A 26,931-nucleotide genomic window follows, 5' to 3' on the forward strand; every position below is an offset into this window, starting at 1 on the left:
TACGAGATAAGCCGACGATATACGCGTTTTTCGAAAGTCGGAGCGGTTTAAATCGTCCAGAAATCTGCCTGCAGATGGCCCATGATGCAAGTGGCGGTACCAACTGGCAAACGGTGTTCCATGGTGTGCTGGATGCGGTAGGACAGGCAGATGGATCGTCTCTTTTGGAGTTGGAATGCCGGGATTACATGGCGTCCCTGCTCGATACGCGTATCGCCTCGTCGTGGGCTAATCAGACGGCGCTGGATATTGTTCGGGAAGCGGTAATCTCGGCAGGCCTTGGCTTTGAGAGTGATCCGTCCATTACCAATGTCGGGCCATATTGCGGTCAATTCTGGCAGTTGGAGCATCGGCGTCTGGCCTCGACCACGCAGAACCGATATCAGACCGCTTTTGATCTCGCGTACTCCCTCGCGCGGGATCACGGGTTCGAATGTCATGCGCAGGGGAAAACTGTGAAATTGCACCGCCCCTACGCCGCAGGCGAGGGCGGCATGCGCGTATTTTCGCCTGCCGGAGTGACGATACGGTCCTTTCGGCGGGACTTGGGGCTCACGGGCGATGTTGTTGTGGGCGTGTATTCCTGGGATTCACGCCAGCGGGCGAGAAGCGCGATCTATTATGACGGTGAGCGGTATTCGACCGACGCGCCGCGCTCCGGTGCCGCACTCTATACTTTTCGTGCCCCCGGTCAGCGTATGGACGATATCAGGCGACTGGCACGCGGCAAATATGCACGTATCGTTTCGCATGCTCTCGAAGCGCGCGTGACGCTTCCAGCCATAGCGGGTCTGGGGCCGCGTCATTTCATGACGCTGCGTGAGGGGCCTTTTGCCCAGCCACTGACACTCGCGATAGATTCCGTTGTGCATCTTTGTGATCCCGTAATGGGGTATCGACAGGAGGTAGTGTTGCGGGACCGCGTATTCTGAGAGGAAGAGGAATGCAGGGATCTCAGTGGGCAGCCGCCCACCAACTGCGCATGGCCCATGCAGTTCATGGCATTATCTCCGCCGTCGATCCTGCTAATCATGCTGTCAAGGTACGGGTGCAGCCCGATGATATTGAGACAGGCTGGTTGCCCGATGCGGCGATGACGCAGGTGGGGGATTTGCGTCTCAGCTGCCCCACGGCGCCTGGCGCCCATGTGCTCTTGATGCCGGTCGAGGGGGATGGGGAAAATTATGTCATTGTCTCGGTGCTTTTCGATGTCGTTGCGGGACCGGCTATTTCACCCCACACGGGCAAATGTGCCCAGCCTGGAGAATTGCTCATCCGCGCAGGATGCGGCGTTCCCTCACGCCCGGGAGGGCGGGTAGATGAGAAGGCTGGCTGGTTTCATCTTGGTCGTGACGGGGTTTTCTTTGGCGCCGGTTCCATGCAATGCGCGCTGACAGACACGGGTATCGTCCTGCGTGTCGGGTCGATGAAGATGAGGCTCGATTCCACCGGGCTCTCTTTTTCGGGTGGCGATGTCTCCGTTTCCGGAGGAGGAATTTCCGTTTCCGGTGGCGATGTGAAGACCGATCTACATAGCCTCGGCGGTCATGTTCATCCCTACGCAAATGGCATGACCGGAAAGGCGGTCGGATGATGGGGCTCTCTCATTATTTCGGAGAGGATCTGTCTCTGGATCAGGGGGGAGCACTGAACACGGTTGCCGGAAGTCTCTCTACCCGGCAGAATATCTTGCGTCGCCTGTGCACCAATCCCGGCGCTTATCTCTGGCATATCGACTATGGTGCGGGTCTGCCTTCTCGTGTGGGGCAACCTGTACGCGAGGATGCCACCAAGGGGCTGATCGCGAGGCAACTCGCCCTCGAGGCGGGTATCGACCAGAAAAGCCCCATCAGCGTGACGCTGGTTCCGTCAGGAATGAGCACGTATGCCTGCACGATCGCCTATAGCGAGCAAGGCGAGGATACAGAGCAGGTATTTACTTTCAATCAGGACGGCACGATCTGAGCCCGATCTGGGCTTGGCCGACGAAGTATCGGAATGCCCATGGCTTTTTCCTTGCGTTCTTTCTCGTCGCTCGTACAGACGGCGATCGCGACGACACAGGCGAGTTGCGCCGCAAAATTCACTCTTGATACCGGCTCGCCCGGCCGCGCCCTGATTGAGAGCGTGGCCGCAACCGGGCTGTGGTTTCAGTATCTTCTCATGCAAGTGTTGTGTCGTACACGGCTTGCGACGTCAGTGGGCGTGGATTGCGACAGCTTCGTCGGTGATTTCGGTATGTCCCGTCTGCCGGGCGTGAAAGCCTTGGGCTCGGTTACGATGACCTGTTTCTCTTACGACGAGATATCGGCCGTCGTGCGTCCTGGTGTCACCGTGCGTACCGCTGCGGCGGTTACCTTTCAGGTCGTTAAAGATCCCACGCATGCGCGCTGGTCGGAGCAGACGCAAGGATATGTGCGTCCGGCAGGCGTGGCATCACTCGATTTGCCGGTTGAAGCCCTGCAGGAAGGCGTGCTGGGCAATGTGGCGGCGGGCGCCATTTCGCTCATGGGCACCTCGGTTGCCGGGATCGATATCGTGACCAACAAGGCGATGTTCATGAACGGCGCGGATCAGGAGACGGATGCGCAGCTTCGCAAGCGCTTTCCGCTCTGGCTGGCGGCCAAGGCCAGTGCCTCTCGCTCTGCAGTCGAGAGTGCCATTGCGGAAACGCAGAGCAATCTGAGCTATGCCGTGTTCGAGGGGCAGATCGATGGAGGCCCGGGTCGACCTGGATATTTCACGGTCATCGTTGACGACGGGAGCGCTGAAACACCCGAACAGGTCCTGCGAAACGTTTATGCCAGCGTGGCGGCGACCAAGGCGCTCGGCATCGGCTTCGCTGTGCGGAGGCCAGAAGTCCTCACAGTCACAGTCGGTCTCAAGGTTCAGATCGCTGCAGGCATCGATCGCGAGACCGCTGAAACGGCTTTGAAGCAGGCGATTGCGGCCGACATATCCGCATCGGCGATTGGGGCCGGTTATCCAATCAGCCGTCTGGCGTATGTCGCTTATATCGCCGCCGGCGTCTCGGTTCTGTCCGTAACGGATAGCCTGCTCAATGGCGCACAGCGGGATATTGCGGCGCGAACAAGTCAGTCGCTTTTTCCAGGCACGATCTCCGTTCAGATCGTTCAGGAGGGGTAATGCCGAAATTTAACAGCTACTTCCCGATCCCATCGGTGCAGGGGGCAGAGGTTCTCGTTATCGCGACACCGGATGGTGTCGAGACACTGAACGCGACCGCGAGTCAGATTGCAGGGGCCCCGGCCGATTCACCGCCGAGCGGCGAGTTCTTCGCCGAGGAAGGCGCGAAAGTGAGCCGCTATGGCGACCGTTTCTTTATCGGTGCGGCGTCGGATTACCCAGCGCTCAACACGCGCGATGTGGCGCAGCAGGATTGGCTTTCGGCGCTGATGGCGACGACATCGATCGGCCCCTGGGCGCTCGAAAATGCGCAGGCAGCGTCTCTTTCCCGTTTTGGCAATAGTGCTTTTGTCGCAGGTTCGAGAACATCGGATGCCATGAATTCCAGGGACAAGCTTGGTCATGTGCCCAGCACGATCGGTATCGCATCCTGGGGGGTGGCGGATGACACGACAAATCCGACACTTGCCACAGCCTATGCCTATTATGGCGAAGCATGGCGCATGCCCGGGGTAAACTACCAGCCCAGTTTTGTCATGGAGCTCGAAGCGGTGAATCTGGGGGGGGCTGCAGCAGGAATGTCGACGCCGTACCACCCTAATTGCGGCGGCGGTACCTACGCCATCCAGATCGGTGCGGGCGGCGGACAGACGGAGGGGACGGCGGATTGTGAAGCCGGGATCGTGTTCGTCAGCAATCCGGATTCATGGAAGACGGGTATCCTTTTCGGCAATACGGCGATTGCGGGCACCAATGGCGACGATCATGGATATGGCAACGCGATCTCCATGGCGCGCAACCAGGGTATCGAGTGGCGGACACCGGAGACACGGGAATATGTCCAGGGTCTCGACGCGGGTGCCATGCTGTTTTCTACTGTGGAAAAGACAGCGAATGGGCAGCGTATTCAGTTTGCGGATGACGGATTGCTCGTCACGAACATGACCGGTGATCTGCTGTTTTCAATCTCCCCCAATGCGAGACCAACCAACACCCTGAATATCCAGGCGGGAAGCGGACTTGCGGCGGCGGGATTGTATGTTCAGCGGGGCGAAAACGGTTCAGCGAATCTCGGCCTTTATCCGGCCCCCGGTGGCGAGATCCAGATGTCATCGCCCGTGGCGAGCCCGGGTGCGGCCGTACCTGCAGAAGCGGCTGGCGGTTTTCTGCATCTCAATGTGAATGGCAAGGATTATCGCGTACCGCTCTTCACTGTTGAGCAAGTGGGGGGCTGATGGCGGTTCTCAGAGATCCCGATCTATCTGGTCTGACGGCGACAGATCGCAAAACTCTTCTTGATACCGGGCTGGCTCCTGGTTCGGCGCGCGATTTTGCCCGGCGTCTCCGGCTTCTCCTCCCGCAGGGCTGGTTTCCTGCATATCGAGGGGACGAAGTTGAGGAGGCTCCCGTGTTGCAGGCGTTGCTGACGGGGTTTGGCGCCGTTCTCTCTGTTATCTGGCACTTGATCATCGACGTGAAGAGGCAGACGAGGCTCGGGACCACGCAGGGTGCCTTTCTCGAAATGGCTGCGGTCGATTTTTTCGGTCCTGGGGCAATGGCGCGGCTTGAGCAGGAAAAAGACGGCCATTACCGTCGTCGGCTCGTGACGTCGCTCGCGGCACCCTTGAACACACGCATGGCTGTTTCGGAATCGGTACGACGCCTATCGGGTGCAGCACCAAGGATCATCGAGTTGGGTAGTGCACAGGATTGTGGGGCCTGGTGCCATGGCGGTGGTTATGGAGCGTCGCGTAGCCGTTACGGGTCACGTAACGGTGGACAGTTCTGCCTCGAGGTCTTTCCGAAAATTCCTGTGGATCAGCGCACAGTTCAGGCGGTGATACGCGTGACAAAGGCTTCAGGCGTGATTGCCTGGGTAAGGATGCTAGACTGATGGATCGCCCTATAATCTACGCAGGCGCGGTGCCTTTCGATACGGATCTTCTGAGACTTGGTCGCTATGCAAAAGAAGGACTAGGACGTCTCGCCGAGATTGTGTTCGGGAGTGAAACAGTCCGGGCCTCCGGATTTTCTTGCCAGCTTTCCGATAAGGCTCTGTCGGTGACGCTCGGCCCAGGGACGATCATGGCGCCTGATCTCCTGGACCGCGCGCATATCGGTAGCTCATCTGCGGGGCTAGAAGCAGATAATGCCCTGATTCAGAGCCTTTTTTACAGCAATGAGGCGCAGGATTTGGCTATCCCGATGACCGGGGCGTCGGTGACGATCTATGCCCTGTGCAGGGAGGTGGACGATCTGAATGATGTTTTGCCGTTTTACAATGCTGACAACCCCGAGCAGACGATGGCTGGGCCCGATAACCGGGGGAAAGCCCTGCCGACACGGCGCGCCGGACGAATTACGTTTTATGCTGGGACGAGTGCTCCGTCAGTGGAGGGGGGGCGTGCTGTCCCACTTTATGTGCTGTCGATACCAGAAGGGGCTGAGAACCTCAGCGCTGTAACTGCTCGGCAATGCGCTGCGTTTCAGAGTGCCATGACCGATCTGGCAACGATCGAGTTCGTGCAGCGGATCAGCCAGCCACAGGCTCTCTGCTCGACAAGCACACTTCTCACGGTGCCGAACTGGGCGCGCCAGGTCGAATTGCGTGTCATTGGCGGCGGTGGAGGGGGCGCGTCTACCTCCGTGCTGTCGCCGGAAGCTGGGTCTTTTTCCGGTGCGGGCGGAGGAGCCGGAGGCGATTGCTGGGGGGTCTATGCGGTCGATGCGTCGCGCAACGCGCAGCTTTCAGCGACTGTCGGTGCTGGGGGTGACGCCGACAGGCGGGGTGAGCCGAGCTTTGTGACTTACGGAGGGCAACCGTTGCTCACAGCCGATGGCGGTGGGGCTGGCGTCTTTGGCACTGCTCAGAATTCCTATGGCGGGAGCGGTGGCGGTACGGGTGGAGGCACGCTCTGGAACCAGACGGGCAGTGCTGGCAGCGATGGTCAGAATGGTCCCTACGTTTTTGCGGGGAATGGTGGCGCGGGACCCTGGGGTGGGGGCGGCCGTGCCGGTTATCTTGGGGGAATGAACGCGACCCGATATGGCGCAGGCGGTGGGGGAGCCTATTCTACCCGCGTGGCGGGGCAGAGCGTTGCGGGGGGGAAAGGATATCAGGGGCTGATTCTGTATCGTTTTCTCCCCTGAGGGGGGGGCGACGCTTAATTGAGTGGATTGACCGTTTCCTGCCTGATCCATTCGGCATTATGCGCGCGGAAGCGACGCACGTCCTCCTCGGTCACGCTGGCCGCCGTGTTGCCCCAGCTCTGTCTGATGAACGTGACCAGATCGGCGATTTCCCGATCCGATAGGATCTTGTCAAAGCCGGGCATGGTGAGAGCGGAGGGAGCCTTATCCGTTGGTGGAACGGTTGCGCCGCGCAGAATGATGAGGATGAGCGAGCCGGGATCCTTGTCCATGATCACAGGGTTGCCGGCCAAGGGGGGGAAGGCCGGGGCATAGCCATGACCATCAGTCCGGTGACAGGCCGCGCAGCGATCGACGTAGGTGCGCGCTCCCGCACCGGGAAGCACGCCCTTGTGCAGGGTCTCGGCCACTGCCGGATCCGGGTGCCAGGCGGTCTCGTTTTTGGAGGCGGGAAGAGTCGCTTTGAGATAGCGCGCGATGGCATGAAGGTCTGGCTCGCTCAAGTGCTGCGTGCCATGGGCGATAGCGTCACTCATGCCACCGAACGCTGAGCCGCGATCATTCCTTCCCGTTGCGAGAAAGGTCACGATGTCATTCTCGCTCCAACGACCAAGCCCTGTTCGATCGTCTTCCCTGAGATTGACCGGGGTCCAGCCATCCACAGCGGCACCGCCTGAAAGATAGGCACTTCCCTGATCGCTCGAGAGCGCTTTTTCCTGCATGGTAAGGGCGCGTGGCGTATGACACGCGCCGCAATGGCCCGGGCCCTCCACCAGATAGGCGCCGCGGGCGATTTCCTCAGAGGCGAAACGCCGATGCGCGTTCGCCATGGCAGTCTTCGGCGTCGGAGCGAAGGCCCAGCGCCACAAGGTCATTGGCCAACGCATCGAGAGGGGCCAGGGAATTCCATTCTTTGGAGGGGCTTTGGCGAGGGGTGAGATACCCTCATGGAAATAGACCCATAGTGCATGGATATCGGCGTCGCTCATACGCGCATAGGACGGGAAGGGCATGGCCGGGTAGAGCGGTTTGGCGTTTCGTCCAATTCCCTGACGCAACGCCCTGGTGAAATCGGCTTCGGAATAGCCGCCTATTCCGTAGCGTGAGTCGGGCGTGATGTTGGGCGCATAGAGTGTGCCAATTGGGAGTACGAAGGGATTTCCGCCGGCATAGGGAGCGGAGGCATCATGGGTGTGGCATGCCGCGCAGTCTGAGGCGGCTGCAAGATAGCGGCCTTTGTCGATGAGATCCTGCCTTGTGTCGGCGAAAGCGGGACGAGCCAGCGCCAGCAACGCAAGGAGAGCGAGGCCGGTGAGCTGATGCCGCTTCACAGGGACACCAGGGGGCCCGGCTGGGCAAGATAGGTCGTTCGGATATGATGCGCAGCCCAGTACGCCAGTGCCGCCACCGTGCCGGTGGGATTGTAGCCCATTCCCTGAGGGAAGGCATTGGAGCCGATGACAAAGACGTTCGAAACATCCCAGCTCTGCAGATAGCGGTTGAGCGCACTATCATGCGGGCTGACACCCATGACAGCGCCACCGCCCAGATGGGTTGTCTGGTAGCGTCTCGTATCGAAGACCTCGCCATGTTCCAGACGGCCCAGTTCATAGCGTCTGGCACCAAGGGCCTTCATGATTGGCTCGATACGCCCCACCACATATTGATTCATACGGATATCATTTTCCTTCCAGGTGAAGGTCATGCGGAGCAATGGCTGCCCGTAACTGTCCTTCCAGGTCGGATCGAGATCGAGATAGACGTCGCGATAGGCCATATTGCTGCCATGCGCATCCATGGCCATTGAATGGCGGTAGGTATCGACGAGCCCGGCCTTGTAGCCCGCTCCCCAGCGGGGAGCGGTCTTTCCACCGCCGGTCATGGCCGCAGCGATAGGTTTGACCCCTGCCTGGTTGACCCAGACGGGAGAACCACCGATGAAGCCGAGCGGGCCGTGATCGAAATTATCGCTATTGAAATCGTCGATGGCGACGCCCGCTCCGCCCGCGCCGACGAACTGATTGGTGAACTGGTTTTGAGGCAGCCAGGCGCGTGAGGTGGTGATGGTCTGATAGACGAAGTTGCGTCCCACGACACCGGTATTGCTTATCGGGTCGTAAGGTTTTCCAATGCCAGAAAGCAGCATGAGATGGACATTGTGAAACTGGAAAGCCGCCAGGATGACCAGCTCCGCCTCGACCGTCTTTTCCTGCCGGGTATGCTGGTCGAGATAGGTAACGCCTGTAGCCTTCCGGCGATCGCTGTCGAGGTTGACGCGCAGAACGTGCGCGTCTGTGATCAGGGTGAATTCCGGGTCATTACGCAATGCCGGCAGGATATTGATGTTGGGCGACGCCTTCGAATACATGTAGCAATCGTAACCGCTACAATAACCGCAGAAATTGCATGGCCCCATCTGCAGGCCATACGTATTCGTATATTGCATGGAGGCATTGGCGGCTGGCAGTGCATAGGGGTGGTATCCCACCTCGGACGCGGCTTTTCGGAACAGACTTGCTGTAAAGACATCCTGCATAGCCGGCAGGGGAAATTTGTCACTTCGTGATGGGGCAAAGACATTGCCGTTACCGACAACCTGCCCATTGATCTTGTAGGCCTGTCCCGATGTGCCGAACACCTTTTCGGCCTTGTCGAAAAAAGGTTCCAACTCCTCGTATGTGACGCCGTAATCCTGAAGATTCATATCCTCTGGAATGAATTTGGCACCATAACGGTCGATGACATGGCTGCGCAGGCGAAGATCATCGGGGGCCGCGCGAAAATGAACGCCAGACCAGTGCAGTCCGGCTCCTCCCACCCCTTCTCCTGGAAGAAAAGCGGCGAGTTGTCGGTATGGCAAGGCGGTCTGATTGATCGTGTTGCGGATCGTCACCGTCGTTTTCGCAGGGTTCTGGAAGAGGCGATGGCGTATGGCACCCCGTAATTCGTCAATGGACCCCGGATAGGTGCCCTCTTTCGCGGTCGCTCTTTCGGGGCCGCGCTCAAGCATGACGACGCTTCGTCCTGCTTCACGCATCTCCTTGGCGAGAATGGCACCGGCCCAGCCAGCCCCAATGATGACAACATCGGTCCGTTTTGAAGGCATGAATCTTGTACTCGACTGATTCTGGATCAGGCTTTTTGGCCAGAGATCGATACGGGTCCGAAAGGATACGGAGCGCCTTCCTGATCAACCCAGTCCATAAAGTCGGCGCGCGCGCCAGGGAAACCAAGCAGGAGCCAACCCGCCATATTGCGGTTGCCGCCGTGGACTGGGTCGGCAAAAACGCCTTCAAGTGTGTTGCGTCGCAATTGTTCGAAGAACAGGCGGGCGTTCAGTTCGGGAAAATGGACTGCGCCACCTTCAAAGGCTGTGAGAATTTCGATCTGATCATGGCTTGTCAGATCAATGAAATCCTTGCCGCGTTCGGACTGGGCATAGGCATTCGCGCCCGCAATTCCCCTGCGATACAGGTCTCGCGGTGCGAAAGGGAGCTGGTAACCCAAATTGGCAGGTCCATCCTCGAAAGGTCCGGCCATGTACCAGAGCTCCCCCTTGCCGTAAGGGGTGTCCATTTGCCTGTCGATAAAGTCAGGTACGCCGAGCATCGAGGCACCAGGACCCAATGAATCAGCAGGGTAGATGCACTCGCAGGCAGAGTGCAGGAACCGGAATTCGGCAGGCGTAAAATAGACCGGTGTCGTATCGACTGAAGTGCCAGCCGCGAAGGCACGACCGGGCAGATCCTGACCGGCCAGGAGGAGGAAAGCGGTTGTACCCGCGGCGTTCCTGACAAAGCGACGTCGTGAAGATGAAGGCGCGCTCAAGCCGGTCTCCTGACCAAACACAAAAGGCATTACCCACATAATGGGTAATGCCTCCTTCTTCGCGATTGTCGCCCGAAATGCAAGCGGCTTTATGGGATGTGCTTGTGTTCGGGCGGCCGGGCTTTTTCGTCAGGAATGCTTCGAGGGCAGGGCCAGAACGCCAGCCTTCGGGGACTTGACCGAAGGAGTAGCCGCGGGTGCGGCGGCACCTTCATCGCCCAGAGGGAAAATCGCGTCAGGCTCCTGGGGTTTCGCGGGCGCACTGACGGGAACGGTGGAGGCGGACGCCGCCCCGGTCGCGACCTGGGGGGCTGGAGGGGCAGCACTCATTGCGGGGGCATTGTTGCTTGATACGGTGGGGCTGGCAGTAGGTGCGTTGGGACCGATGTCCTGCTGCTGGATTGCTCCTGGGAGGGGCGCGCCGCTTGCGTCAACCATCCAGTCATGCAGCGATTTCTTGATCTGGAACTCAAGTTCGACATTCATGTCCTGCATCATCTGCGATGTCAGATCATAAAGAACGGCACGCGATTCCGGGTCTTTATCTCCCGGATTGAGACTGCGCGTTATGTGGGCGGCTGCATAACCGGCGCGTCCGCCGGACGGAGCGGACAGATCGACATGCGCTTCGAGCTCGCCCAGCAATGTGCCGCCGGGGGCGTGGAGGATGCTGGCCTTGGTTATGGTGAACGTACCGCTGCCTTCCGAGCCGCTCGCGATCAGGCGATCATGGGCCATCTGTTCGAGTGCCTGCTGAGGCGAGGTCGGAGCCTTGGCCGAGATATCGCCCGGAGTGTTTCCGGGGGGGGCAGCGTCGACCACCTCGATATGCGCCACATTCAGGTGCATCTTGCTCAGATAGCTGTAGTCCATCGGGGCAAAGCTCTGGGGTTCACTGTCACCACATGCGGTGAGCACGGGAGAAAGAGCGCCCAGAACCAGGCATAAAGAACCGTAGCGGAGTAGCGTTTTCACACGTGACGGGCTGCGCGACATGACGGGCTCCTTGAATAAGCAGCAGAACATTATTTCTTTTTCACATAAGAGCGCAGCTTGTCGAACAGGCGCCCTGTTTGTTTCTTTTCTGCCTCCTGCCGGGTTTCGGCGGGTGAGGCGGGCCTCGTCGGGTTTTGTGCGAGAAACGCCCAGGATTCGGAGATCATATCAGCTGAAGCTGTGCTCGGAGGCGGTGGTAATGCGGCCTCGGTTGCAGGGTCGAATTGAAGTGAGGATGCCGTACCCAGCCCGTAATCACGGGCCTCAAAGGCAAGAGCCTCGGCAATCGAGGCAACATGCCCAGGATTGCTCAGATACCAGCCAAGAATCAAAGAGGGCAGCATGCCAGCCATCGCTTCGTCACTCACGAGAATAGCGGCCTTGGGGCAATAGAAGGACGGGGGCTTGTCGAGCTGTTTCTCCCACCAGGCGAGATAGAATACGCAATCGGCTTCCGGGTCATGGAAGCGATAGATCAGTTGATGATCGACCACGAAAGAGATCTGCGCACGCAGTGGGATATCGGTGAGCGGAGACAGCACGACCAGTGTTTCGGGCCCTACGCGTGAACCAAGAATACGTCTGATCTGCTTTGCGGACAGGGAAGACTGTCCGATCTGGGCCAGGATCTGCTCCTGACCCGCCAGAGACGTCTGGATCTGGCGCAAATCCATGAGCACGCGTACCGACCAGGCTGCTGCAAGCTGAGTTGCGAGAAAGAGCGGCATCGCAGGCGCATCGCGCAGCAGAGTAGGGGTTGCACTCAGCGCATTGCGGGCGAGTTCATCAAACCAGAGGGCAACAGCGCCAAGGATATCGTCCGGGCGCATACGCTGAACGACCTCGATGTGCGAGCCGCAATAATTGTGCGACTCATCCAGGTACCAGACAGCGTTGCGTCCCGTCAGCGGATCGGAAAAAGTGAGACAGGTGATGTCATCTGCAAGGGGGACGACCGCCTGAGGCGTCCATTGGTCGTAGAGCGCCGAGAGTGTCTCGCCCCCGACCCGGACGCTGCGCAGGAAATCATCCGCCGCGGTCATCGTGCGATCTCGGCACGTTCGAAACGAAAGCCAACATTGCAGAACTCGCAGTTCATGGTGATCGTGCCCTCTTCCGCCATGTGATTGAGATCGTCCTCGGGGAATGTGGAAAGGACGCTTGCGAGCCTTGCGCGGTTGCAGCGACACCCAAGGCTGACCGCGCGCGGTCGATCAATCAGGACATCCTGCGAGCCGAAAAGACGTTCGATCAACGTGGTGGCACTCAGGCAGGGGTCGAAAAGCTCGGCGGCGGTCAGTGTGTTGCCCAGAATGCCCGCTGTCTCCCAGGCGTCCTCATCGTCGGTTTCACCCGTGGCGATACCGCCTTCTTCGGCAATTTTTTCGAGCAGCAGGGCCCCGGCTTGCCAGCCATCCGGTGTCTTCTCACAATAGAGGCGCATCCAGCACTGATGCTGCTCGCTGGTCGCGAAATAATGCATCGCCATATCGGCAAGGGTTTCCCCCTCAAGCGCGACGATACCCTGATGGCGTTCCGTATGCGCGCCCTGATCGATGGTGAAGGCAAAATACCCTTCTCCCAGAAGGGCCTTGGCCGGCGCAGGATCGATGTTCTCGGGCGCGCGCAGATAAAAGCGCAATTCGCCCGCATCCGTGCAATCTGCCACCAGCATGGAAATCGGGCCGTCCCCCTTGATTTGCAGGGAAAAGGACCCTTTGAACTTCAGCCCGGCACTCAGTCCCGCGACGAGAGACAGCGCCTCTCCGGCAAGCTGACGCCCGCAATCGGGGATATCATGGCGCGACACCATGATATCCGCGAGTTTGCCCAGACGAACGAGACGTCCGCGGACCGGTCGCCGCGCCAGATGGAAAGGCGTTATTCCATGCGAGATCACCAGATCAGGCACGGTTTCGGGGCGGTGTGTATCCAGAAAGGCAGGTGTCTCGATCATTGGTGCTTCGTCGGTTGCTTCTCAAGGTGTCGGACGGTTGGACGCGCCGATGCCGTTCAGACGGGCTTACCGTAGGAACGCCAGTTCTCACCGCCCAGCACCCAGAGGAGCAGACCCTTTTGAGCGTGGAGGCGATTTTCGGCCTCGTCAAATACGACGGAGGCCGAGCTTTCGAACACCTCCTCCGTCACTTCCTCACCGATATGGGCAGGCAGACAATGCATGAACAGGGCATTGGGGGAGGCTTTCTGCATCAGGGCCGTGTTGACCTGATATGGGCTCAACGTGGTCAGCCGTGCTGAGGATTCCTGATCGGACATGCTCGTCCAGGTATCCGTCACAATGCAGTTAGCGCCCTGCACCGCCTCGACAGGGTCATGGACCAGCCGGATCTTGCCACCTTCGGCATGCGCCCAGTCCAGGATCTCCTGACGGGGTTTCATGCTTTCCGGCGTCGCCAGCGTCAGGGAAAATCCGAAGCGTACAGCGCCCTCGATCAACGATACGGCAACATTATTGCCATCCCCAACCCAGGCCCAGTGCGAACCGCCCACCGGGCCACGATGCTCCTCATAGGTCATGATATCGGCGAGGATCTGCACGGGATGGGAATCCGGTGTCAGGCCATTCACGACGGGAATCGAACTCCAGCGGACGAGTTCAGTCAGCATGGCGGTCTCGCCCGTACGCACGACCAGCACATCGAGGAACCGCGACAAGACACGCGCGGTGTCCGCCAGGCTCTCGCCACGGCCAATCTGCATGTCTGCAGGTGACAGCACCGACACATCGCCACCCAGCTGGCGCATGCCGACCTCGAAGGAGAGGCGGGTGCGTGTGGAGGGTTTGGAGAGCATCAGCCCCAGAGTGCGTCCGGCGAGCGGATGGGCAGGATGCATGGGCTTGCGGCGCTTGTCCTGCATCGCCTTAACCGCACGGCCCACATCGAGAATGTCGCGCAGCGTCGCTGCGTCGAGATCGCGCAGATCGAGAAAGTGACGAATAGCCGAAGCGTCTGCCTGTGTGCTCATGCCTGGCTCTCCACCGGGTTTGTCTTGTTGTTTTCAGCGGCTTCAAGGATGGTGGCGGCCCGCGAGAGGATCGCACAGGCTTCCTGGCATTCTTCCCTGCTCACGATCAGCGGCGGCAGCAGGCGCAGCACGTTCTCACCTGCGGTGACGGTCAGGAGACCCTCTTCCATGGCCTGAGCCTGAACCTGTGCAACAGGCAAGCGGCATTTCAGCCCCCACATCAGGCCACGTCCACGGGCGAGCTCGAAAACGGTGGGATGTTTGCGCACGAGGCTCTTGAGCCCCTCGCCCAAGGTCTCTCCCGTTATCGCGATCTGATCGAGGAAGCCTTCGGCAAGAATCACGTCGAGCACGGCATTCGCTGCCGCACAGGCGAGAGGGTTGCCCCCGAAAGTGGTGCCGTGGGAGCCTGCTCCCATGGAGGCAGCTACTTCCTCATTGGCGAGGATCGCCCCCATCGGGAAACCGCCCGCGATGCCCTTGGCGACGGAGATCACGTCCGGCGCGACGCCATAAGCCTCATGCGCGAAGAGCTGACCCGTGCGCCCCATTCCGGTCTGAACTTCGTCGAGCGCAAGAATCAGGCCAAATTCGTCACAGACCTGGCGCAGCCCGGTCATGAATTGAGGGTCGGCCTGTTTGATGCCCGTCTCGCCCTGGATCGGTTCGAGCATGATGCCTGCCGTCTGGGGGGTAATGGCGGCGCGCAGGGCGTTCATGTTATTAAACGGCACATGGTCAAAGCCTTCAACCGGCGCGCCGAAGCCTTCAAGATAGGCCGGATTGCCCGTTGCCGCGATCATGGCCAGCGTACGCCCGTGAAAGGCCCCCGTACAACAGATGACCCGTGTACGCTCGGGATGGCCACGACCCGCCTGCGTCTTGCGGATCATCTTGACCATGCCCTCATTGGCCTCTGCACCGGAGTTGCAGAAGAACACACTGTCCGCGAAGGAATGGGCGACCAGCCTGTCCGCCAGTTTCTCGGCCTGCGGAATGCGATACAGGTTGGACACGTGCATGACGCGCGCGGCCTGCTCGGCAATCGCCTTGACCAGACCCTCATGGCCATGCCCCAGCGACGAGACGGCAATGCCCGCCCCGAAATCCAGGAATCGTCGTCCGTCAGCCGTGTACAAGCAAGCGCCCTGACCATGCTCGAAAGCAAGGTCGACTCGTTTGAATGTTGGCATCAGAGCGGAAATCATGGCGATCAGAAAGCCCGGTTGGAATGGAAGGGAAAAGACGCAACGGCAAGAGCCCCGCACCTGAGAACTCAGGGCAGGGCACAGGCTGCTGCGTGCTTATGATGGGGTTATTCCCCCCCCGACGTCAAATCCCGGCTCAGATGCGCCTGTAGAGCAGATCGCGGGCAAGCCAGCATCCTGCGCGCAGGCCGGTCAGCTTGTGCTGTGCGTCACGCTGAAACGCCAGGGTCCAATACCCGGGCGGCGAGTGGTCGAGTGCTCGCAGGCAGGGCACGAGCCAGACGTCGTTGCCGAGTTTCTGCAGGCGCTCCATGCGTCCCTGGCCGAGCATGCCGGAGAAAGCGCCATAGAAGGCCTCTTCGCTTCCGGCAATTGTCAGGATGCTATCGAGTTCCTCGCATTCATAGCGTCCGGCCAGATCCTGAAAGCGCTGCATCTCCGGGATGGGTATCAGGCGTGTTTCTCGGTTTTCCTGCGGGCGGGACATGACCAGCCCTTGATCATCCAGGGTCAATGTTGTTGCATCGCGACCGGCCTTGTCCTGAGTCCAGTCATCAAGAATTTCGGGCGGATAGGCATAGCGCAGCGAAAGCCGCGCGTTCGAAACCGTCGGGGTGATCGAGGCGGAGAGCCCTGTTTCGGGCTCGAGATAGTGACCGATGAACGCGGTTGAGCCCGGCATGCTCTCCTGCGCAGTTCGGGTGATCTCCAGGGCTGCAGCGGCAAGCTCGGCAGCGGCGGAATGCGCCTCCGACATATGATTGAAGAGCACCACTACGGAGAGCCGCTCTTCGGCCAGATGGAGCCGGTGACTGCGCCAGCCGCGCAGGGCGCCCCCATGCCCTGTCATGGCCCGACCAAAAAGCTTGCCGCGCTGCAATCCAGATCCGTAGCGGGCCAATCGGCCATCGCGAAAGTGAACAGGGCGGGAGAGCCGGTTATAGAAGCCCTCTGGGTCGTCGCGCTGCGCGTCAATTGCCTTTTCCCAGGCGATCATATCGTCCAGACTCGCCCCAAGCCCTGCATCCCCGGTCCACAGGATATTATTGTTGGCGGCGCGATACCCCGTGGCCTCGCTGCCCTCGTAGCCTCGGGTCCCATCGGGCATTGATTGGGTGTTAGCCGCGAGGAATGCCGTTTTCATACCGCAAGGGTCGAAAATCTGCGTTTGAAGCAATTCGGAAAAGCTGCGCCCCGAACAGGCTTCCAGCGCTTCGGAGATCAGATAGAAATTCTGGTTGACATAGGAATAGGCCGTACCTGGCCTGAAATGCAGGCTGCGCGTGCCTGAGATCACCCGTTTTGCCTCGGTGCTGCCAAAAACCGATTCGGTGGGCGCACCGTGCAGCATGGCTACGGCCCAGTAATCGCGCAGGCCGGACTGGTTATGCGCGAGATCCATGACACCCGGCGGAGGCTCCTGCAGATTGGGGAGGCTCGATGCCACATAGGCATCAAGTGCCGCCTTGTCCGGCCAGGCATCGAGCAGGGCACAGGTGAATTGCTTGGTGATCGAGCACAGGCGGAACTGCGTACGAGGCGTGAAGGCCAGACGCGTTTCGGCATTGGCAAAGCCCCAGCTATGGCATCCGATGACCTCGCCATTGCGGATGACCGCAGCCGCCCCTCCCGGTCCGGGATAGGAAGAGGGGAGGGCGGCCAGCGCGCGATCGAGCGATGAGCGGGGCATGAGGGGTCTCCGACCGGTTTTCACCATGTTACTGCCATGAAGTTATGGCACAGTGTCTCTATGTCAGCGATTCCGGATCAGCTCCCTCCGCCAACTGCGGAAACACTGCGCGAGGCGGCCCTGCGTCATCTGGCGCGCTTTGCCGCGACCGAACAAGGCCTGACCCAGATCCTTGACCGTGCCGTGATGCGCTGGGCGCGTAGATATGCCAGCCAGGGTGGAGAGAGCGAGCGGATCGAGGCGCAGCGCGTGGCCAGCCGCGCCATGATCGACGCCATTGTGGGCGATATGCGGCGAATAGGTGCGCTGGATGACGCAGCTTTTGCGCGATCGCGCTCGAAAACTCTGACGCGTACCGGTCGGTCCCGCCGTGCCGTCGCTGCCAGCCTTGCCCAGAAGGGAATCGATGCTGAAACGCTTGGCGAAGCGATGGAGGAGGCGTTGGGTCACCGGCATGACGAGAGTGCCAGAGAGCACGAACTGGGTGCCGCGCTCATCCTGGCACGCAAGCGCCGTCTGGGCCCGTTCCGTCGTGAGGATGCGGATGAAGCATCGGGCCCGGAACAACACCAGCGGGCTCTCGCTGTGTTCGCCCGCGCGGGCTTTGGTCGTGAGGTGGCCGAGCAAGCGCTCTCCCTTGATCTGTCAGAAGCGGAGGATCGCGTCATGGCGCTGAAATCGTCATGAAGAAAATGGCTCTTGGATTTGGCTTTTGTCTCAGTCTCGCGGCCTGCGGCGGTGGTCCGAGAGAGTACAGCCGTGCGAGTTTCAATGGCCCCCTGCAATGCGCCCCTTATGCCCGTGCCAAGACGGGCGTCGCGCTCTACGGTGCCGCTGCCTCATGGTGGCGGGGAGCATCGGGTAAATACAGACGCACCCAGACCCCGGCGCAGGGTGAAATCCTCGTGTTTCGCTCCACCGGACGGCTGCCTTCGGGTCATGTATCGGTGGTGCGCAGCACGGTATCCTCGCGTAAGATCCTTGTTGAACATGCCAATTGGGAGCCAGGGCGTATCGATCGCTCCGTACCCGTCATCGATGTCTCCCGCGATAATGACTGGTCACTGGTGAGGGTCTATTGGGCCCCCATCAAAAATCTGGGGTCACGCGCTTATCCGACCTATGGCTTTATCGTACCGCGCGACCTTGATGATATTGCCCGCTTGCAAGAGACGCCTGATCACGCCATGTGAGAAGCAAGAGACAAGACGGCGAGACGACCCCGTCGCACAAGGAGAGAGATTATGGGTAGCATGAGTCCCCTGCACTGGCTGATAGTGCTCGCCGTTGTGCTCATCCTGTTTGGCGGTGGCAGCAAGATCAGCGGCCTGATGGGTGACTTCGCGAAGGGGATCAAATCCTTCAAGAAGAACATGGCCGAGGATGAGTCCATGGAGCCGAACCAGGCCCATACCCAGCGAAACGGACAGATTTCGCCGCCGCCTCAGAGCGGGGTGCAGCAGCCTCATTACACATCTCCCGTTTCGAGCGGCAATGTGAACAACGTCAATCACTGAGCTTGTCATGACCCAGTTTTCGGATCGTCTCTGGTCAGAGGCGGTGCAGGACGTCATCCAGGCCGGGGAGCGTATGGACCAGCGTGGCTGGGTGCCGGCGACGGCTGGCAATCTCAGCCGGCGATTGGAAGATGGCCGGATCGCCATCACCCGCTCAGGCGGGCACAAGGGCTTTCTGACCGTGCCGGACGTGATCGAGATCGATCCCGCGGGACGTCCGATCAATCCTATGCAGAAATCCAGCGCAGAGACGCTTCTGCATACGCAGCTTTATGCCGCTGATCCATCGATCGGGGCTGTATTGCACGGTCATTCCGTGGCCGCCACCGTGCTGTCCATGGCGCTTGCCGGATCGTCGCTGACCCTGGCTGGGTACGAGCTGCTCAAGGTGTTCGAAGGGCAATCGACCCATGATACGGCGATCGACGTGCCTGTGTTCGACAATGATCAGGATATCGCCCGTCTCGCTACGGTGGTTGCTCCGCGTCTCGGGGCAATGCCCGCCGGATACATCATCCGTGGGCATGGTGTTTATGTCTGGGGGCGGGACATGAAAATGGCCCTCGCCCGTCTCGAAGGGCTGGAGTTCCTGCTGGCCTGCGAACTCGAAAGGCGGAAATCATGAGCCGACTGACGATCTATCGCGATGACGCGCCGGAAACCGTGCTGCTCGACACGGAAAACCCGCGCGAGATTGCCGAGACCCTGCGCCCTCTGAATGTCCGTTTCGAGCGTTGGCGGGCCCCCGTCACTCCGGCCAAGGATGCCCCGCCGGAGCAGATCCTGGAGGCTTACCGCCCGTATCTGGACGGGCTGATGGGGGAAACCGGTGCGGGTAGCGCCGATGTGGTCCGCTTTGACCGCAACACGCCCCAGATCGCTGCGATGCGGGAAAAATATCTCTCCGAGCACACGCATAGTGAAGATGAGGTGCGGTTCTTCGTGCACGGTCAGGGCGCGTTCGTCCTGCATGTGGGCGACAAGGTGTATTCGGTGCTTTGCGTGCAGGGCGACCTGATCTCGGTGCCTGAAGGCACCCCGCACTGGTTCGATGCCGGACTCAATCCCGATGTGGTGGCGCTTCGCGTCTTCACCGACACGACGGGTTGGATCGCTGAATACACAGGTGACGAGATTGCCCGCCGCTTTCCCGTGACCATTCCGGACATTGCTGCATGAGCACCATCCGCCTGATCCTTCTTGATATCGAAGGCACAACCCTGCCGATCTCCTTCGTGAAGGATGTGCTTTTTCCCTATTCCGACAGGGTCATGCCGGAGCTGCTGCGTCAGCAGGCCGGTAATCCGCTGGTCAGGGTGGCGCTGGCTGATATCGATGCCGCCAATCCCGGCTGCGATCCGGTTGCCCAGCTTCATGACTGGACCATCCGGGACGAGAAGGTAGCCCCCCTGAAATCCCTCCAGGGCCTCGCCTGGAAAACGGGTTTCGAGTCCGGTGAGCTCAAGGCACGTCTCTATCCAGATGTGCCGCCTGCGCTGAAAGCCTGGCATCAGGCAGGCCTGCGTCTGGCGGTTTATTCCTCTGGGTCGGCCAGCGCGCAGCGCCTGCTATACGGCTACTCCGATGCGGGCGATCTGACGGGGTTGTTCGAGGCGTTCTACGATCTGGACATCGGGGGAAAGAAGATCGCGGAGAGTTACCGCGAGATCGCCCAGCGCGCGGGTGTGACCCCGGCTGAAATCCTGTTCCTGTCCGATATCGGAGCAGAACTCGATGCCGCCGCCGAAGCCGGGCTCAAGACCTGCCAGCTGGTCCGCAAGGAAGATGGCACGACCCCGCATCATGGAGCGCGGCAGGCTTCTGATTTCGCTGAGGTCAGCCAGTATTTTGCACTGCCCGTCTCATGACCCTGTACGAGGACTGGACGGCGATCCCGCCTGAGGCGCGCGGCGCCGCCGTCGCCCTCGGCAATTTCGATGGGGTGCATCTCGGGCATCGGCATTTGCTGCGCTCGCTCCATACGGCCCGCCCCGAGCTGCCGCTTGGCGCAGTGACATTCGAGCCCCATCCTCGCGAGTTCTTCCGACCGCAGGATCCACCGTTACGCCTCATGCTGCCCGAAATCCGGGCGCGTATCCTGCAAGAGCAGGGCGCGCAGCGTGTCTTCCAGCTCCGCTTCGATGCGGATTTCAGCCATCTCAGCCCCGACGCTTTCGTTGAATCTGTGCTCGACCGGGCGCTCGGTGTGAAACATGTCGCCTGTGGTCCGGATTTTGCCTTCGGGCATCGACGTGCAGGCAGCATTGCCTATCTGGGACACAAGCTCGAGACGCTCGGGATCGGCCTGACCATCGTCCCTCCATTGACCGATATTGGCGGCCCTTTTTCTTCCTCGCGTATCCGGCGCCTGTTGCAGGAGGGCTATCCCGAGCGCGCTGCGGAAGAACTCGGTCGCCCCTGGTTTATCGCCGGGGGTGTCGCCCATGGCGACAAGCGTGGTCGTCTGCTCGGCTTTCCTACGGCCAACATCCCCCTTGGGCGGCATATCGAGCCTGCACGCGGTGTCTATGCCGTGACGATACGCCATCCCGATGGGCGCGTGACCCGCGGCGTTGCAAATATTGGCCGACGCCCGACCATCAATGACGGGCAGGAGAGCCGCCTCGAGGTACATATCTTCGATGTGAGCGAGGATCTCTACGGCCAGACACTGGAGGTCAGCCTGCACAAGCTTCTGCGCGAGGAGCGACGTTTCGAAGGGCTTGATGCGCTCAAGGCCCAGATTGCCGAAGACGCCGCCAGCGCTCGCATCGTTCTCTCAACCCTTTCCTGATCCTGCGGGTGTCGGAAATGCCCGTTGTCTGACACGCCTCTGATATCGGGCATAAATCACGTGACGCTCTGCGTAGGTGATCTTGAGCGTTCCATCCGCTTTTATCGCGATCTTTTGGGCTGCGTCCTGCGGGCTCGATGGGGCAAGGGGGCGTATCTAGAGGCAGGGGCCCTCTGGCTGTGTCTTGAGGTGCGTTCGGAGGCAATTCTGCCGGACGGTTCGGACGATTCTCATCTTGCCTTCAGCGTCGAGCAGGATGGTTTTACGGTACTTTGTGCCAGGCTGAGCGGAAAGGTGGCGCGCTGGAAGGAAAACAGGAGCGAAGGCGACTCGCTCTATTTCCTCGACCCCGATGGGCATAAACTCGAGATTCATGTTGGCACTTTGGCGACCCGCATGAGGGCCTGGCGTGATCGGCCCCCTAAGGGGCTGGTCATTCAGTCTCCAGAGGACTGATACGAACTTGCCTGTTTTGTGAAGTTTTACATGTTTCACTTAACATCGAAAAATGTTAAAGATTACTCACGGTTAATGAGGGGTGGGAGTCTGTCATGTTCGGCGCGATGCAAATGTACCAGATGCAAGCGATGGAACAGCACATCGCCCAAAAGGAATCCCGCAGGAAGGAAAGCGTTTCCCGGCTCGTGCGACTCAAGGAGTTCCTGCGCCGCGATCTTACGTCACTGGGCTGTCAGATCGATGAGACGTTTGAAAGCGTCTACGCCCCCTCTACTTTTTCGTCCCGTAAGGGTCTGCGCTGAGCTTGGTATATAGGGGCAAGTACGGTCGGAAGCAGTCTTTGTCCTCAGTTCACCACCGTGCAGAATGCCGGGCTACGCGTTGTTCTGAAGAACTCCCTCCCGCGCAACATGTAGATGAATTCGACTGTGACGTTACCTTCCATCAGAAATTTCATGTTGGTTGAGCAATAGCGCTCAGTATCGGCATTCGTAATCATGCGCTTGAGCTCAGTTTCGGAAAAATTGAAGATCGCCTCGTCTGCCACATGGGTGAGGGCAATCGTCTCGACGATCTTGCGTCCTTCACGTCGTAGCGAGAGGATCGTCACCATTTCGTTATCCCTGAGCGGCGTCTTCTCATTCATCAGTGTGACGAACCGGTCCAGCACCCGGATCGACATCTGAGGAGGTGTCAGGCTGGTTTGTGCGTCGGCATTGACTGGGCCGCCTGGAAGCAGAAGCAGGGCGGCAGCCACGACTATTTTCATTCCATGAGTCCGTATTGAGTTATTATTGCGATGATGCATGGGAGTAGGCACCGTCAATGAATGAATAAAGCGTGTAGATGGCAGAAAGCTTGATCCAAGCACCTGCCATTATCCCGGTGGGCATCTCGCTCGGGTCATTCGCCCTCGCTGCCCCTGCGAGGGCGAGGGCGAGGCGGCATGACGCCACCAGCGTCGGCGGCCGGTTTTCAGCACAATTTGACGGGCCGAAGCGACCCAATTGTGAGTCCTTGCCAACCCTGCGCTCTTGACCCTTTGCCCCGCATCTTCGCATAACTCCCGGTTCCCTGACTCCGTCGAATGATCGAAGATGCCTGATTCCAAAAGCCCCGATCCTCAGGACCGTTATCGCGACACGGTCTTTCTGCCCCGCACCAGCTTTCCGATGCGCGGCAATCTGCCCACGCGCGAGCCGGAAATCCTGGCGCGCTGGGAGTCGATGGGACTTGATGAGAAGATTATAGAGGCAGGGCAGGGCAAGCCTGTCTTTACCCTGCATGACGGCCCGCCCTACGCCAATGGCCATCTGCATATCGGTCACGCGCTCAACAAGATCAACAAGGACGTGGTCAATCGCGCCCAGCGCATGAATGGCGCGCGTGTGCGTTATGTGCCCGGCTGGGATTGTCACGGCCTGCCGATCGAATGGCGCGTCGAGGAAGAATATCGCAAGGCGGGCAAGAACAAGGACGACGTTCCGGTCCTGCAGTTTCGCGCAGAGTGCCGCGACTATGCGCGTCGCTGGCTCGACATCCAGGCCGAGGAATTCAAGAGGCTTGGCATCCAGGGCGAGTGGAAGAACCGATACGCCACCATGGATTTCTCGTCGGAATCCGCGATCGTCCGCGAGATCGGCAAATTCCTGCTCAATGGTGGTCTCTATCGCGGCCTACGCCCGGTGATGTGGAGCCCGGTCGAGAAGACGGCTCTCGCCGAGGCCGAGATCGAGTATCACGACATCACTTCCACCACGGTTCACGTGGCTTTCCCGATCGAGGCGGATCCGACCCCAGGCCAGGCGCTTCAGGGGGCTTCAGCCGTGATCTGGACGACTACCTCCTGGACCATTCCGGCGAACCGCGCCATCGCGTACGGGCCCGAGATCGCCTATGTCGTGCTGCGTGCCGATGTGATGGAAGAAGCCTCCCTCGTGGCGCCGGGATCGCGCTTCCTGGTGGCAGAGGAGCGCGTCGCGGATTTCTGCAAGCAGGCAGGCATCCAGGACCATCATATTCTCTACACCCTGCCCGGAGAGGCGCTTGAGGGTACGATCTGCGCCCATCCCCTGCGTGGCTGCGGCTATGAGTTCGACGTCCCTATGCTTCCCGGCGATTTCGTGACCACCGATGCCGGTACGGGTCTCGTGCATATGGCACCGGCCCATGGCCAGGACGACTTCCTGCTCACACGCCAATATGGCATCGAAGTGCCTGAGCTCGTGCAGGATGACGGGACCTATGCTCCCTGGGTGCCGCATTTTGCCGGTATCCATGTGTTCAAGGCGGCCGATCCGGTCTGTGCGGCCCTCACCGAGGCCGCGCAGCGCTGGGCGGCCAATGGCGATGCGGCGGCCGGGCTCGTGGCGCGGTCGAGCATCGTGCATTCCTATCCACATTCCTGGCGTTCGCGTAAGCCGATCATCTTTCGTGCTACCCCGCAATGGTTCATCCGCATGGATGGTGACCAGGCCCTTCGTCACAAGGCGCTTGACGCGCTTGCGGATGTCACCTTCGTGCCGGAGGCTGCGCGCAATCGCCTGACTTCCATGATCGAGCAGCGTCCCGATTGGTGCATCAGCCGCCAGCGCGCTTGGGGCGTGCCGATTGCCGTCTTCGTCGAGAAGAGCACGGGCGAGGTTTTGCGCGATACCGAAGTCATGCAGCGCGTCGTCGATGCGATGGCCGAGCATGGCGCCGATATCTGGTACAGCGCCGACCCGGCCTTGTTCCTGGGTGAGGGGCGTGACCCCGCGCAGTATGAGCAGGTATTCGATATCGTCGATGTCTGGTTCGAGAGTGGCTCGACGCACAGCTTCGTTCTGGGCGAAGAGGGGTTGAACTTCCCGGCAGATCTCTATCTTGAAGGGTCCGACCAGCATCGTGGCTGGTTCCAGTCTTCCCTGCTCGAAAGCGTCGGTACGCGCGGCATTGCGCCCATGAAGGCCATTGTGACCAATGGTTTCGTGCTCGATGAGCAAGGGCGCAAAATGTCCAAGTCGTTGGGCAATGTGATTGCGCCCAAGGAAGTGACCGACAAGCTGGGCGCCGATATCCTGCGTCTCTGGGTCGTCAATTCCGACAGCAACGAAGATCTGCGTATCGGCAACGAGATTCTCAAGCAGCAGGGCGAACTCTACCGCCGTCTGCGTAACACGCTGCGCTGGCTGCTGGGCGCGCTCGATGGGTACACCCCCGAAGAGGCGGTGCCGTTCGATCAGCTTCCGGAACTCGAACGCTATATCCTGCATCGCCTGACCGAGCTGGGTGGCCAGATCAAACAGGCCGTGCATACCCATCAATGGGTCGGCGTCTATCCCATGCTGCACGGGTTCTGCACGACCGATCTCTCGGCGTTCTATTTCGACGTTCGCAAGGATGCGCTTTATTGTGATGCGCCTTCCTCGCAGCGGCGTCGCGCGGCGCGTACCGTGCTCGATATCCTGCATCGCGCGCTCGCCACCTGGCTCGCACCGGTGCTGGTCTTCACGGCGGAAGAGGCCTGGACGTCCCGCTTCGGCGAGGACAGCTCAGTTCATCTCCAGAGCTTTCTCGAGCCTGATCCGACCTGGAACGACGCGGCACTGGGCGAGCGCTGGAACCGCCTCCGCGCCCTGCGCCGCGTGATCACGACCGAACTCGAAGGCGCGCGCCGCGGCGGGGTCATCGGCTCATCGCTCGAGGCGCGCCTCAGCCTGCCGCTGACGGAACAGGAGCAGGCCGTATTCGGGGATGTGGACTGGGCGGAGCTCGCCATCGTCTCGCAGGCCGATATCCAGCTTCTGACCAATGTACCATCGCTCTATATCGATGACGTGGCGACCACGGAGCATGAAGGTATTGTCGGCGCGCATCCTGGCCCGAGTGTGGCCGAGGCCGATGGCAACAAATGCCTGCGCTGCTGGCGCGTTCTGCCTGAGGTCGGCAGCCAGACTGCCCATCCGGGGCTGTGCCTGCGTTGCAGCGATGTGGTGTCGATGTGAAGGGCGCCAAGCTCACCGTCAGCTTCGGTCGACCGGCGACGCTCGTCGCCGGGCTGGCCGCCTTTCTGATCGTGCTCCTGGCCGATCAGATCAGCAAATGGTGGATTCTCGCTGTGTATCACCTGCCTGACCGGGGCAGCGTGGCCATCATGCCTGGGCTGAATTTCACGATGGTCTGGAACCATGCGGTGACCTTCGGCATGCTCGGGGGCGTGGGGTCAAAGGGCCCTCTTCTGTTTTGCACCGTCGCCTTGATCGCGGTACTTGCCCTGCTGTGGCAGACCCTGCGCACGCCGCGCATGGTCGTGGCGATTGCCTCCGCCGCCATCGCGGGCGGCGCCGTTGGCAATGTGATCGATCGCATCCGTTTCGGGGCGGTGGTCGACTTCATCCACGCGCATGCCTTCGGCTGGAGCTGGTATGTCTTCAACGTCGCAGACTCAGCAATCGTCTGCGGCGTCATCGCTTGGGTGATCGACTCGATCTGGTCGGATCGTCGTGATGCAGCCTCCCGCACGCGCGCCGAAACGGGTGCCACCACCGTCCCGGGCCATGGCCCCGCACCGCACGAGCATTGATCTCTTGTCGATGCCGAAACGCTCCATTAGGATCGGGTCCGATATGGCTCAGCTCTCCCTCCCGTCCGTCCTTCGCGTCCTGCCGGTTCTCGGCCTGACTGCGCTCCTCCCGGCTTGCTCCGGCTCTGACGTCTCGCGGGCTTTCGGCCTCGAACGGTCGATGCCGGACGAATATACGGTGACGACGCGCGCGCCACTGTCCATGCCGCCTTCCGAGCAGCTGAGCCTGCCGGGTCAGGGTGACCACACAGCGGATGAAAATCCCCGCACCCAGGCGCTCGAGACGCTCTCCCCCAACGCGGCTCTGCATTCCACCTCGGGCAGCGCCAGCGCCGGACAGCAGGCTCTGATCGGGGCGGTCGATCAGGCTTCGAAGGCCCCCAATAACGCCGAGCTCGGTGCCGCAGGCGCAGGACTGACTGATGAGCTGATGTTCTGGCGTGGCGGCAATGCAGGGAGCGTTGTTGATAGCGAAGCCGAAAACCGTCGGATACAGCGCGCCTCAGCCCTTGGACAGAGCCCCTCGACCGGTGCCACCCCGACCAAGAAGTCCAAAAGCTCTTTCCTCGGCGTCTTCTGAAGGGCGTCAT

Annotated in this window: 29 protein-coding genes; 19 read left to right on the top strand and 10 right to left on the bottom strand. The window is 60.4% G+C overall.

Annotated features, from left to right (window positions below; translation table 11 throughout):
• Positions 1-74 precede the first annotated feature (74 nt).
• From C0V97_RS01310 to C0V97_RS01340, 7 genes are read left to right on the top strand one after another with little or no spacing between them, the layout of a single operon-like run.
• The gene (locus tag C0V97_RS01310) at positions 75-932 is read left to right on the top strand and encodes a hypothetical protein (protein WP_127099975.1); all 858 of its coding nucleotides are present in this window, start codon (positions 75-77) and stop codon (positions 930-932) included.
• An 11-nt stretch (positions 933-943) separates the two neighbouring features.
• Entirely contained in the window at positions 944-1,594 is a 651-nt protein-coding gene (locus C0V97_RS01315; RefSeq protein ID WP_127099977.1) for a baseplate assembly protein, read from the top strand.
• Entirely contained in the window at positions 1,591-1,965 is a 375-nt protein-coding gene (locus tag C0V97_RS01320) for a phage tail protein (RefSeq protein ID WP_127099979.1), read from the top strand. The genes C0V97_RS01315 and C0V97_RS01320 overlap by 4 nt, the downstream gene beginning before the upstream one ends.
• 39 nt (positions 1,966-2,004) lie before the next feature.
• Positions 2,005-3,147, top strand: a complete 1,143-nt coding sequence (locus C0V97_RS01325; protein ID WP_127099981.1) for a baseplate J/gp47 family protein — start codon at positions 2,005-2,007, stop codon at positions 3,145-3,147.
• The gene (locus C0V97_RS01330) at positions 3,147-4,382 is read left to right on the top strand and encodes a hypothetical protein (RefSeq protein ID WP_127099983.1); all 1,236 of its coding nucleotides are present in this window, start codon (positions 3,147-3,149) and stop codon (positions 4,380-4,382) included. Before C0V97_RS01325 ends, C0V97_RS01330 begins: the two co-directional genes overlap by 1 nt.
• Positions 4,382-5,041: a hypothetical protein gene (locus C0V97_RS01335; protein WP_127099985.1), complete on the top strand. Its 660-nt coding sequence runs from the start codon at positions 4,382-4,384 to the stop codon at positions 5,039-5,041. The genes C0V97_RS01330 and C0V97_RS01335 overlap by 1 nt, the downstream gene beginning before the upstream one ends.
• On the top strand, positions 5,041-6,297 hold the full coding sequence (locus C0V97_RS01340; protein ID WP_127099987.1) for a glycine-rich domain-containing protein: 1,257 nt from the start codon (positions 5,041-5,043) through the stop codon (positions 6,295-6,297). The genes C0V97_RS01335 and C0V97_RS01340 overlap by 1 nt, the downstream gene beginning before the upstream one ends.
• A gap of 14 nt (positions 6,298-6,311) precedes the next feature.
• Here C0V97_RS01340 and C0V97_RS01345 read toward each other — a convergent pair whose 3' ends face one another.
• The 9 genes from C0V97_RS01345 to C0V97_RS01385 form a co-directional block, all read right to left on the bottom strand.
• A complete protein-coding gene (locus C0V97_RS01345) occupies positions 6,312-7,628 on the bottom strand; it encodes a cytochrome c (protein ID WP_127099989.1) in 1,317 nt (438 codons plus the stop codon).
• Complete coding sequence (locus tag C0V97_RS01350; RefSeq protein WP_127099991.1) at positions 7,625-9,403, bottom strand: GMC family oxidoreductase; 1,779 nt, start codon at positions 9,401-9,403, stop codon at positions 7,625-7,627. Before C0V97_RS01350 ends, C0V97_RS01345 begins: the two co-directional genes overlap by 4 nt.
• A gap of 26 nt (positions 9,404-9,429) precedes the next feature.
• Complete coding sequence (locus C0V97_RS01355; protein WP_233581888.1) at positions 9,430-10,125, bottom strand: gluconate 2-dehydrogenase subunit 3 family protein; 696 nt, start codon at positions 10,123-10,125, stop codon at positions 9,430-9,432.
• A 129-nt stretch (positions 10,126-10,254) separates the two neighbouring features.
• Positions 10,255-11,121 (bottom strand): hypothetical protein, encoded by an 867-nt coding sequence (locus C0V97_RS01360; RefSeq protein ID WP_127099993.1) that lies wholly within the window; start codon positions 11,119-11,121, stop codon positions 10,255-10,257.
• 29 nt (positions 11,122-11,150) lie between these two features.
• Positions 11,151-12,164 carry a hypothetical protein gene (locus C0V97_RS01365; RefSeq protein ID WP_127099995.1) on the bottom strand — a complete coding sequence of 338 codons (1,014 nt, stop codon included), beginning with the start codon at positions 12,162-12,164 and terminating at the stop codon, positions 11,151-11,153.
• Positions 12,161-13,078, bottom strand: coding sequence for an Hsp33 family molecular chaperone HslO (locus C0V97_RS01370; RefSeq protein ID WP_127099997.1), 918 nt, complete (start codon positions 13,076-13,078; stop codon positions 12,161-12,163). The genes C0V97_RS01365 and C0V97_RS01370 overlap by 4 nt, the downstream gene beginning before the upstream one ends.
• A gap of 56 nt (positions 13,079-13,134) precedes the next feature.
• On the bottom strand, positions 13,135-14,109 hold the full coding sequence (gene argF, locus C0V97_RS01375; RefSeq protein ID WP_127099999.1) for an ornithine carbamoyltransferase: 975 nt from the start codon (positions 14,107-14,109) through the stop codon (positions 13,135-13,137).
• Positions 14,106-15,317, bottom strand: a complete 1,212-nt coding sequence (locus tag C0V97_RS01380) for an aspartate aminotransferase family protein (protein WP_127100001.1) — start codon at positions 15,315-15,317, stop codon at positions 14,106-14,108. Before C0V97_RS01380 ends, argF begins: the two co-directional genes overlap by 4 nt.
• 136 nt (positions 15,318-15,453) lie before the next feature.
• A complete protein-coding gene (locus C0V97_RS01385; RefSeq protein WP_127100003.1) occupies positions 15,454-17,007 on the bottom strand; it encodes a D-aminopeptidase in 1,554 nt (517 codons plus the stop codon).
• 60 nt (positions 17,008-17,067) lie between these two features.
• Between C0V97_RS01385 and C0V97_RS01390 the strand changes: the two genes are divergently transcribed.
• The 9 genes from C0V97_RS01390 (at position 17,068) to C0V97_RS01430 (ending at position 22,079) form a co-directional block, all read left to right on the top strand.
• Positions 17,068-17,694 carry a regulatory protein RecX gene (locus tag C0V97_RS01390; RefSeq protein WP_127100005.1) on the top strand — a complete coding sequence of 209 codons (627 nt, stop codon included), beginning with the start codon at positions 17,068-17,070 and terminating at the stop codon, positions 17,692-17,694.
• Positions 17,691-18,200 carry a CHAP domain-containing protein gene (locus C0V97_RS01395; RefSeq protein WP_127100007.1) on the top strand — a complete coding sequence of 170 codons (510 nt, stop codon included), beginning with the start codon at positions 17,691-17,693 and terminating at the stop codon, positions 18,198-18,200. Before C0V97_RS01390 ends, C0V97_RS01395 begins: the two co-directional genes overlap by 4 nt.
• Positions 18,201-18,251: 51 nt before the next feature.
• A complete protein-coding gene (locus tag C0V97_RS01400) occupies positions 18,252-18,524 on the top strand; it encodes a twin-arginine translocase TatA/TatE family subunit (protein ID WP_127100009.1) in 273 nt (90 codons plus the stop codon).
• Between the two features lie 7 nt (positions 18,525-18,531).
• Positions 18,532-19,149, top strand: coding sequence for a methylthioribulose 1-phosphate dehydratase (locus tag C0V97_RS01405; protein ID WP_127100011.1), 618 nt, complete (start codon positions 18,532-18,534; stop codon positions 19,147-19,149).
• A complete protein-coding gene (locus C0V97_RS01410) occupies positions 19,146-19,703 on the top strand; it encodes an acireductone dioxygenase (RefSeq protein ID WP_127100013.1) in 558 nt (185 codons plus the stop codon). Before C0V97_RS01405 ends, C0V97_RS01410 begins: the two co-directional genes overlap by 4 nt.
• Positions 19,700-20,392: an acireductone synthase gene (gene mtnC / locus C0V97_RS01415; protein WP_127100015.1), complete on the top strand. Its 693-nt coding sequence runs from the start codon at positions 19,700-19,702 to the stop codon at positions 20,390-20,392. Before C0V97_RS01410 ends, mtnC begins: the two co-directional genes overlap by 4 nt.
• Positions 20,389-21,318, top strand: coding sequence for a bifunctional riboflavin kinase/FAD synthetase (locus tag C0V97_RS01420; protein ID WP_127100017.1), 930 nt, complete (start codon positions 20,389-20,391; stop codon positions 21,316-21,318). The genes mtnC and C0V97_RS01420 overlap by 4 nt, the downstream gene beginning before the upstream one ends.
• A gap of 39 nt (positions 21,319-21,357) precedes the next feature.
• Positions 21,358-21,774 carry a VOC family protein gene (locus C0V97_RS01425; protein ID WP_127100068.1) on the top strand — a complete coding sequence of 139 codons (417 nt, stop codon included), beginning with the start codon at positions 21,358-21,360 and terminating at the stop codon, positions 21,772-21,774.
• Between the two features lie 95 nt (positions 21,775-21,869).
• On the top strand, positions 21,870-22,079 hold the full coding sequence (locus C0V97_RS01430; protein ID WP_127100019.1) for a hypothetical protein: 210 nt from the start codon (positions 21,870-21,872) through the stop codon (positions 22,077-22,079).
• A 44-nt stretch (positions 22,080-22,123) separates the two neighbouring features.
• On the opposite strand, the gene C0V97_RS01435 is transcribed toward C0V97_RS01430, so the two are convergent.
• Positions 22,124-22,546 carry a hypothetical protein gene (locus C0V97_RS01435; RefSeq protein ID WP_127100020.1) on the bottom strand — a complete coding sequence of 141 codons (423 nt, stop codon included), beginning with the start codon at positions 22,544-22,546 and terminating at the stop codon, positions 22,124-22,126.
• A 328-nt stretch (positions 22,547-22,874) separates the two neighbouring features.
• Here C0V97_RS01435 and ileS point away from each other — a divergent pair, with 328 nt between their 5' ends.
• Genes ileS through C0V97_RS01450 form a run of 3 tightly spaced genes read left to right on the top strand, consistent with a single transcriptional unit; the run spans position 22,875 to position 26,921 of the window.
• The gene (gene ileS, locus C0V97_RS01440; protein WP_127100022.1) at positions 22,875-25,763 is read left to right on the top strand and encodes an isoleucine--tRNA ligase; all 2,889 of its coding nucleotides are present in this window, start codon (positions 22,875-22,877) and stop codon (positions 25,761-25,763) included.
• On the top strand, positions 25,739-26,341 hold the full coding sequence (gene lspA, locus C0V97_RS01445; RefSeq protein WP_370264814.1) for a signal peptidase II: 603 nt from the start codon (positions 25,739-25,741) through the stop codon (positions 26,339-26,341). The genes ileS and lspA overlap by 25 nt, the downstream gene beginning before the upstream one ends.
• A 43-nt stretch (positions 26,342-26,384) precedes the next feature.
• The gene (locus C0V97_RS01450) at positions 26,385-26,921 is read left to right on the top strand and encodes a DUF3035 domain-containing protein (protein WP_127100026.1); all 537 of its coding nucleotides are present in this window, start codon (positions 26,385-26,387) and stop codon (positions 26,919-26,921) included.
• Positions 26,922-26,931: the final 10 nt, after the last annotated feature.

Source organism: Asaia sp. W19, assembly GCF_003994335.1.
GTDB lineage: Bacteria > Pseudomonadota > Alphaproteobacteria > Acetobacterales > Acetobacteraceae > Asaia.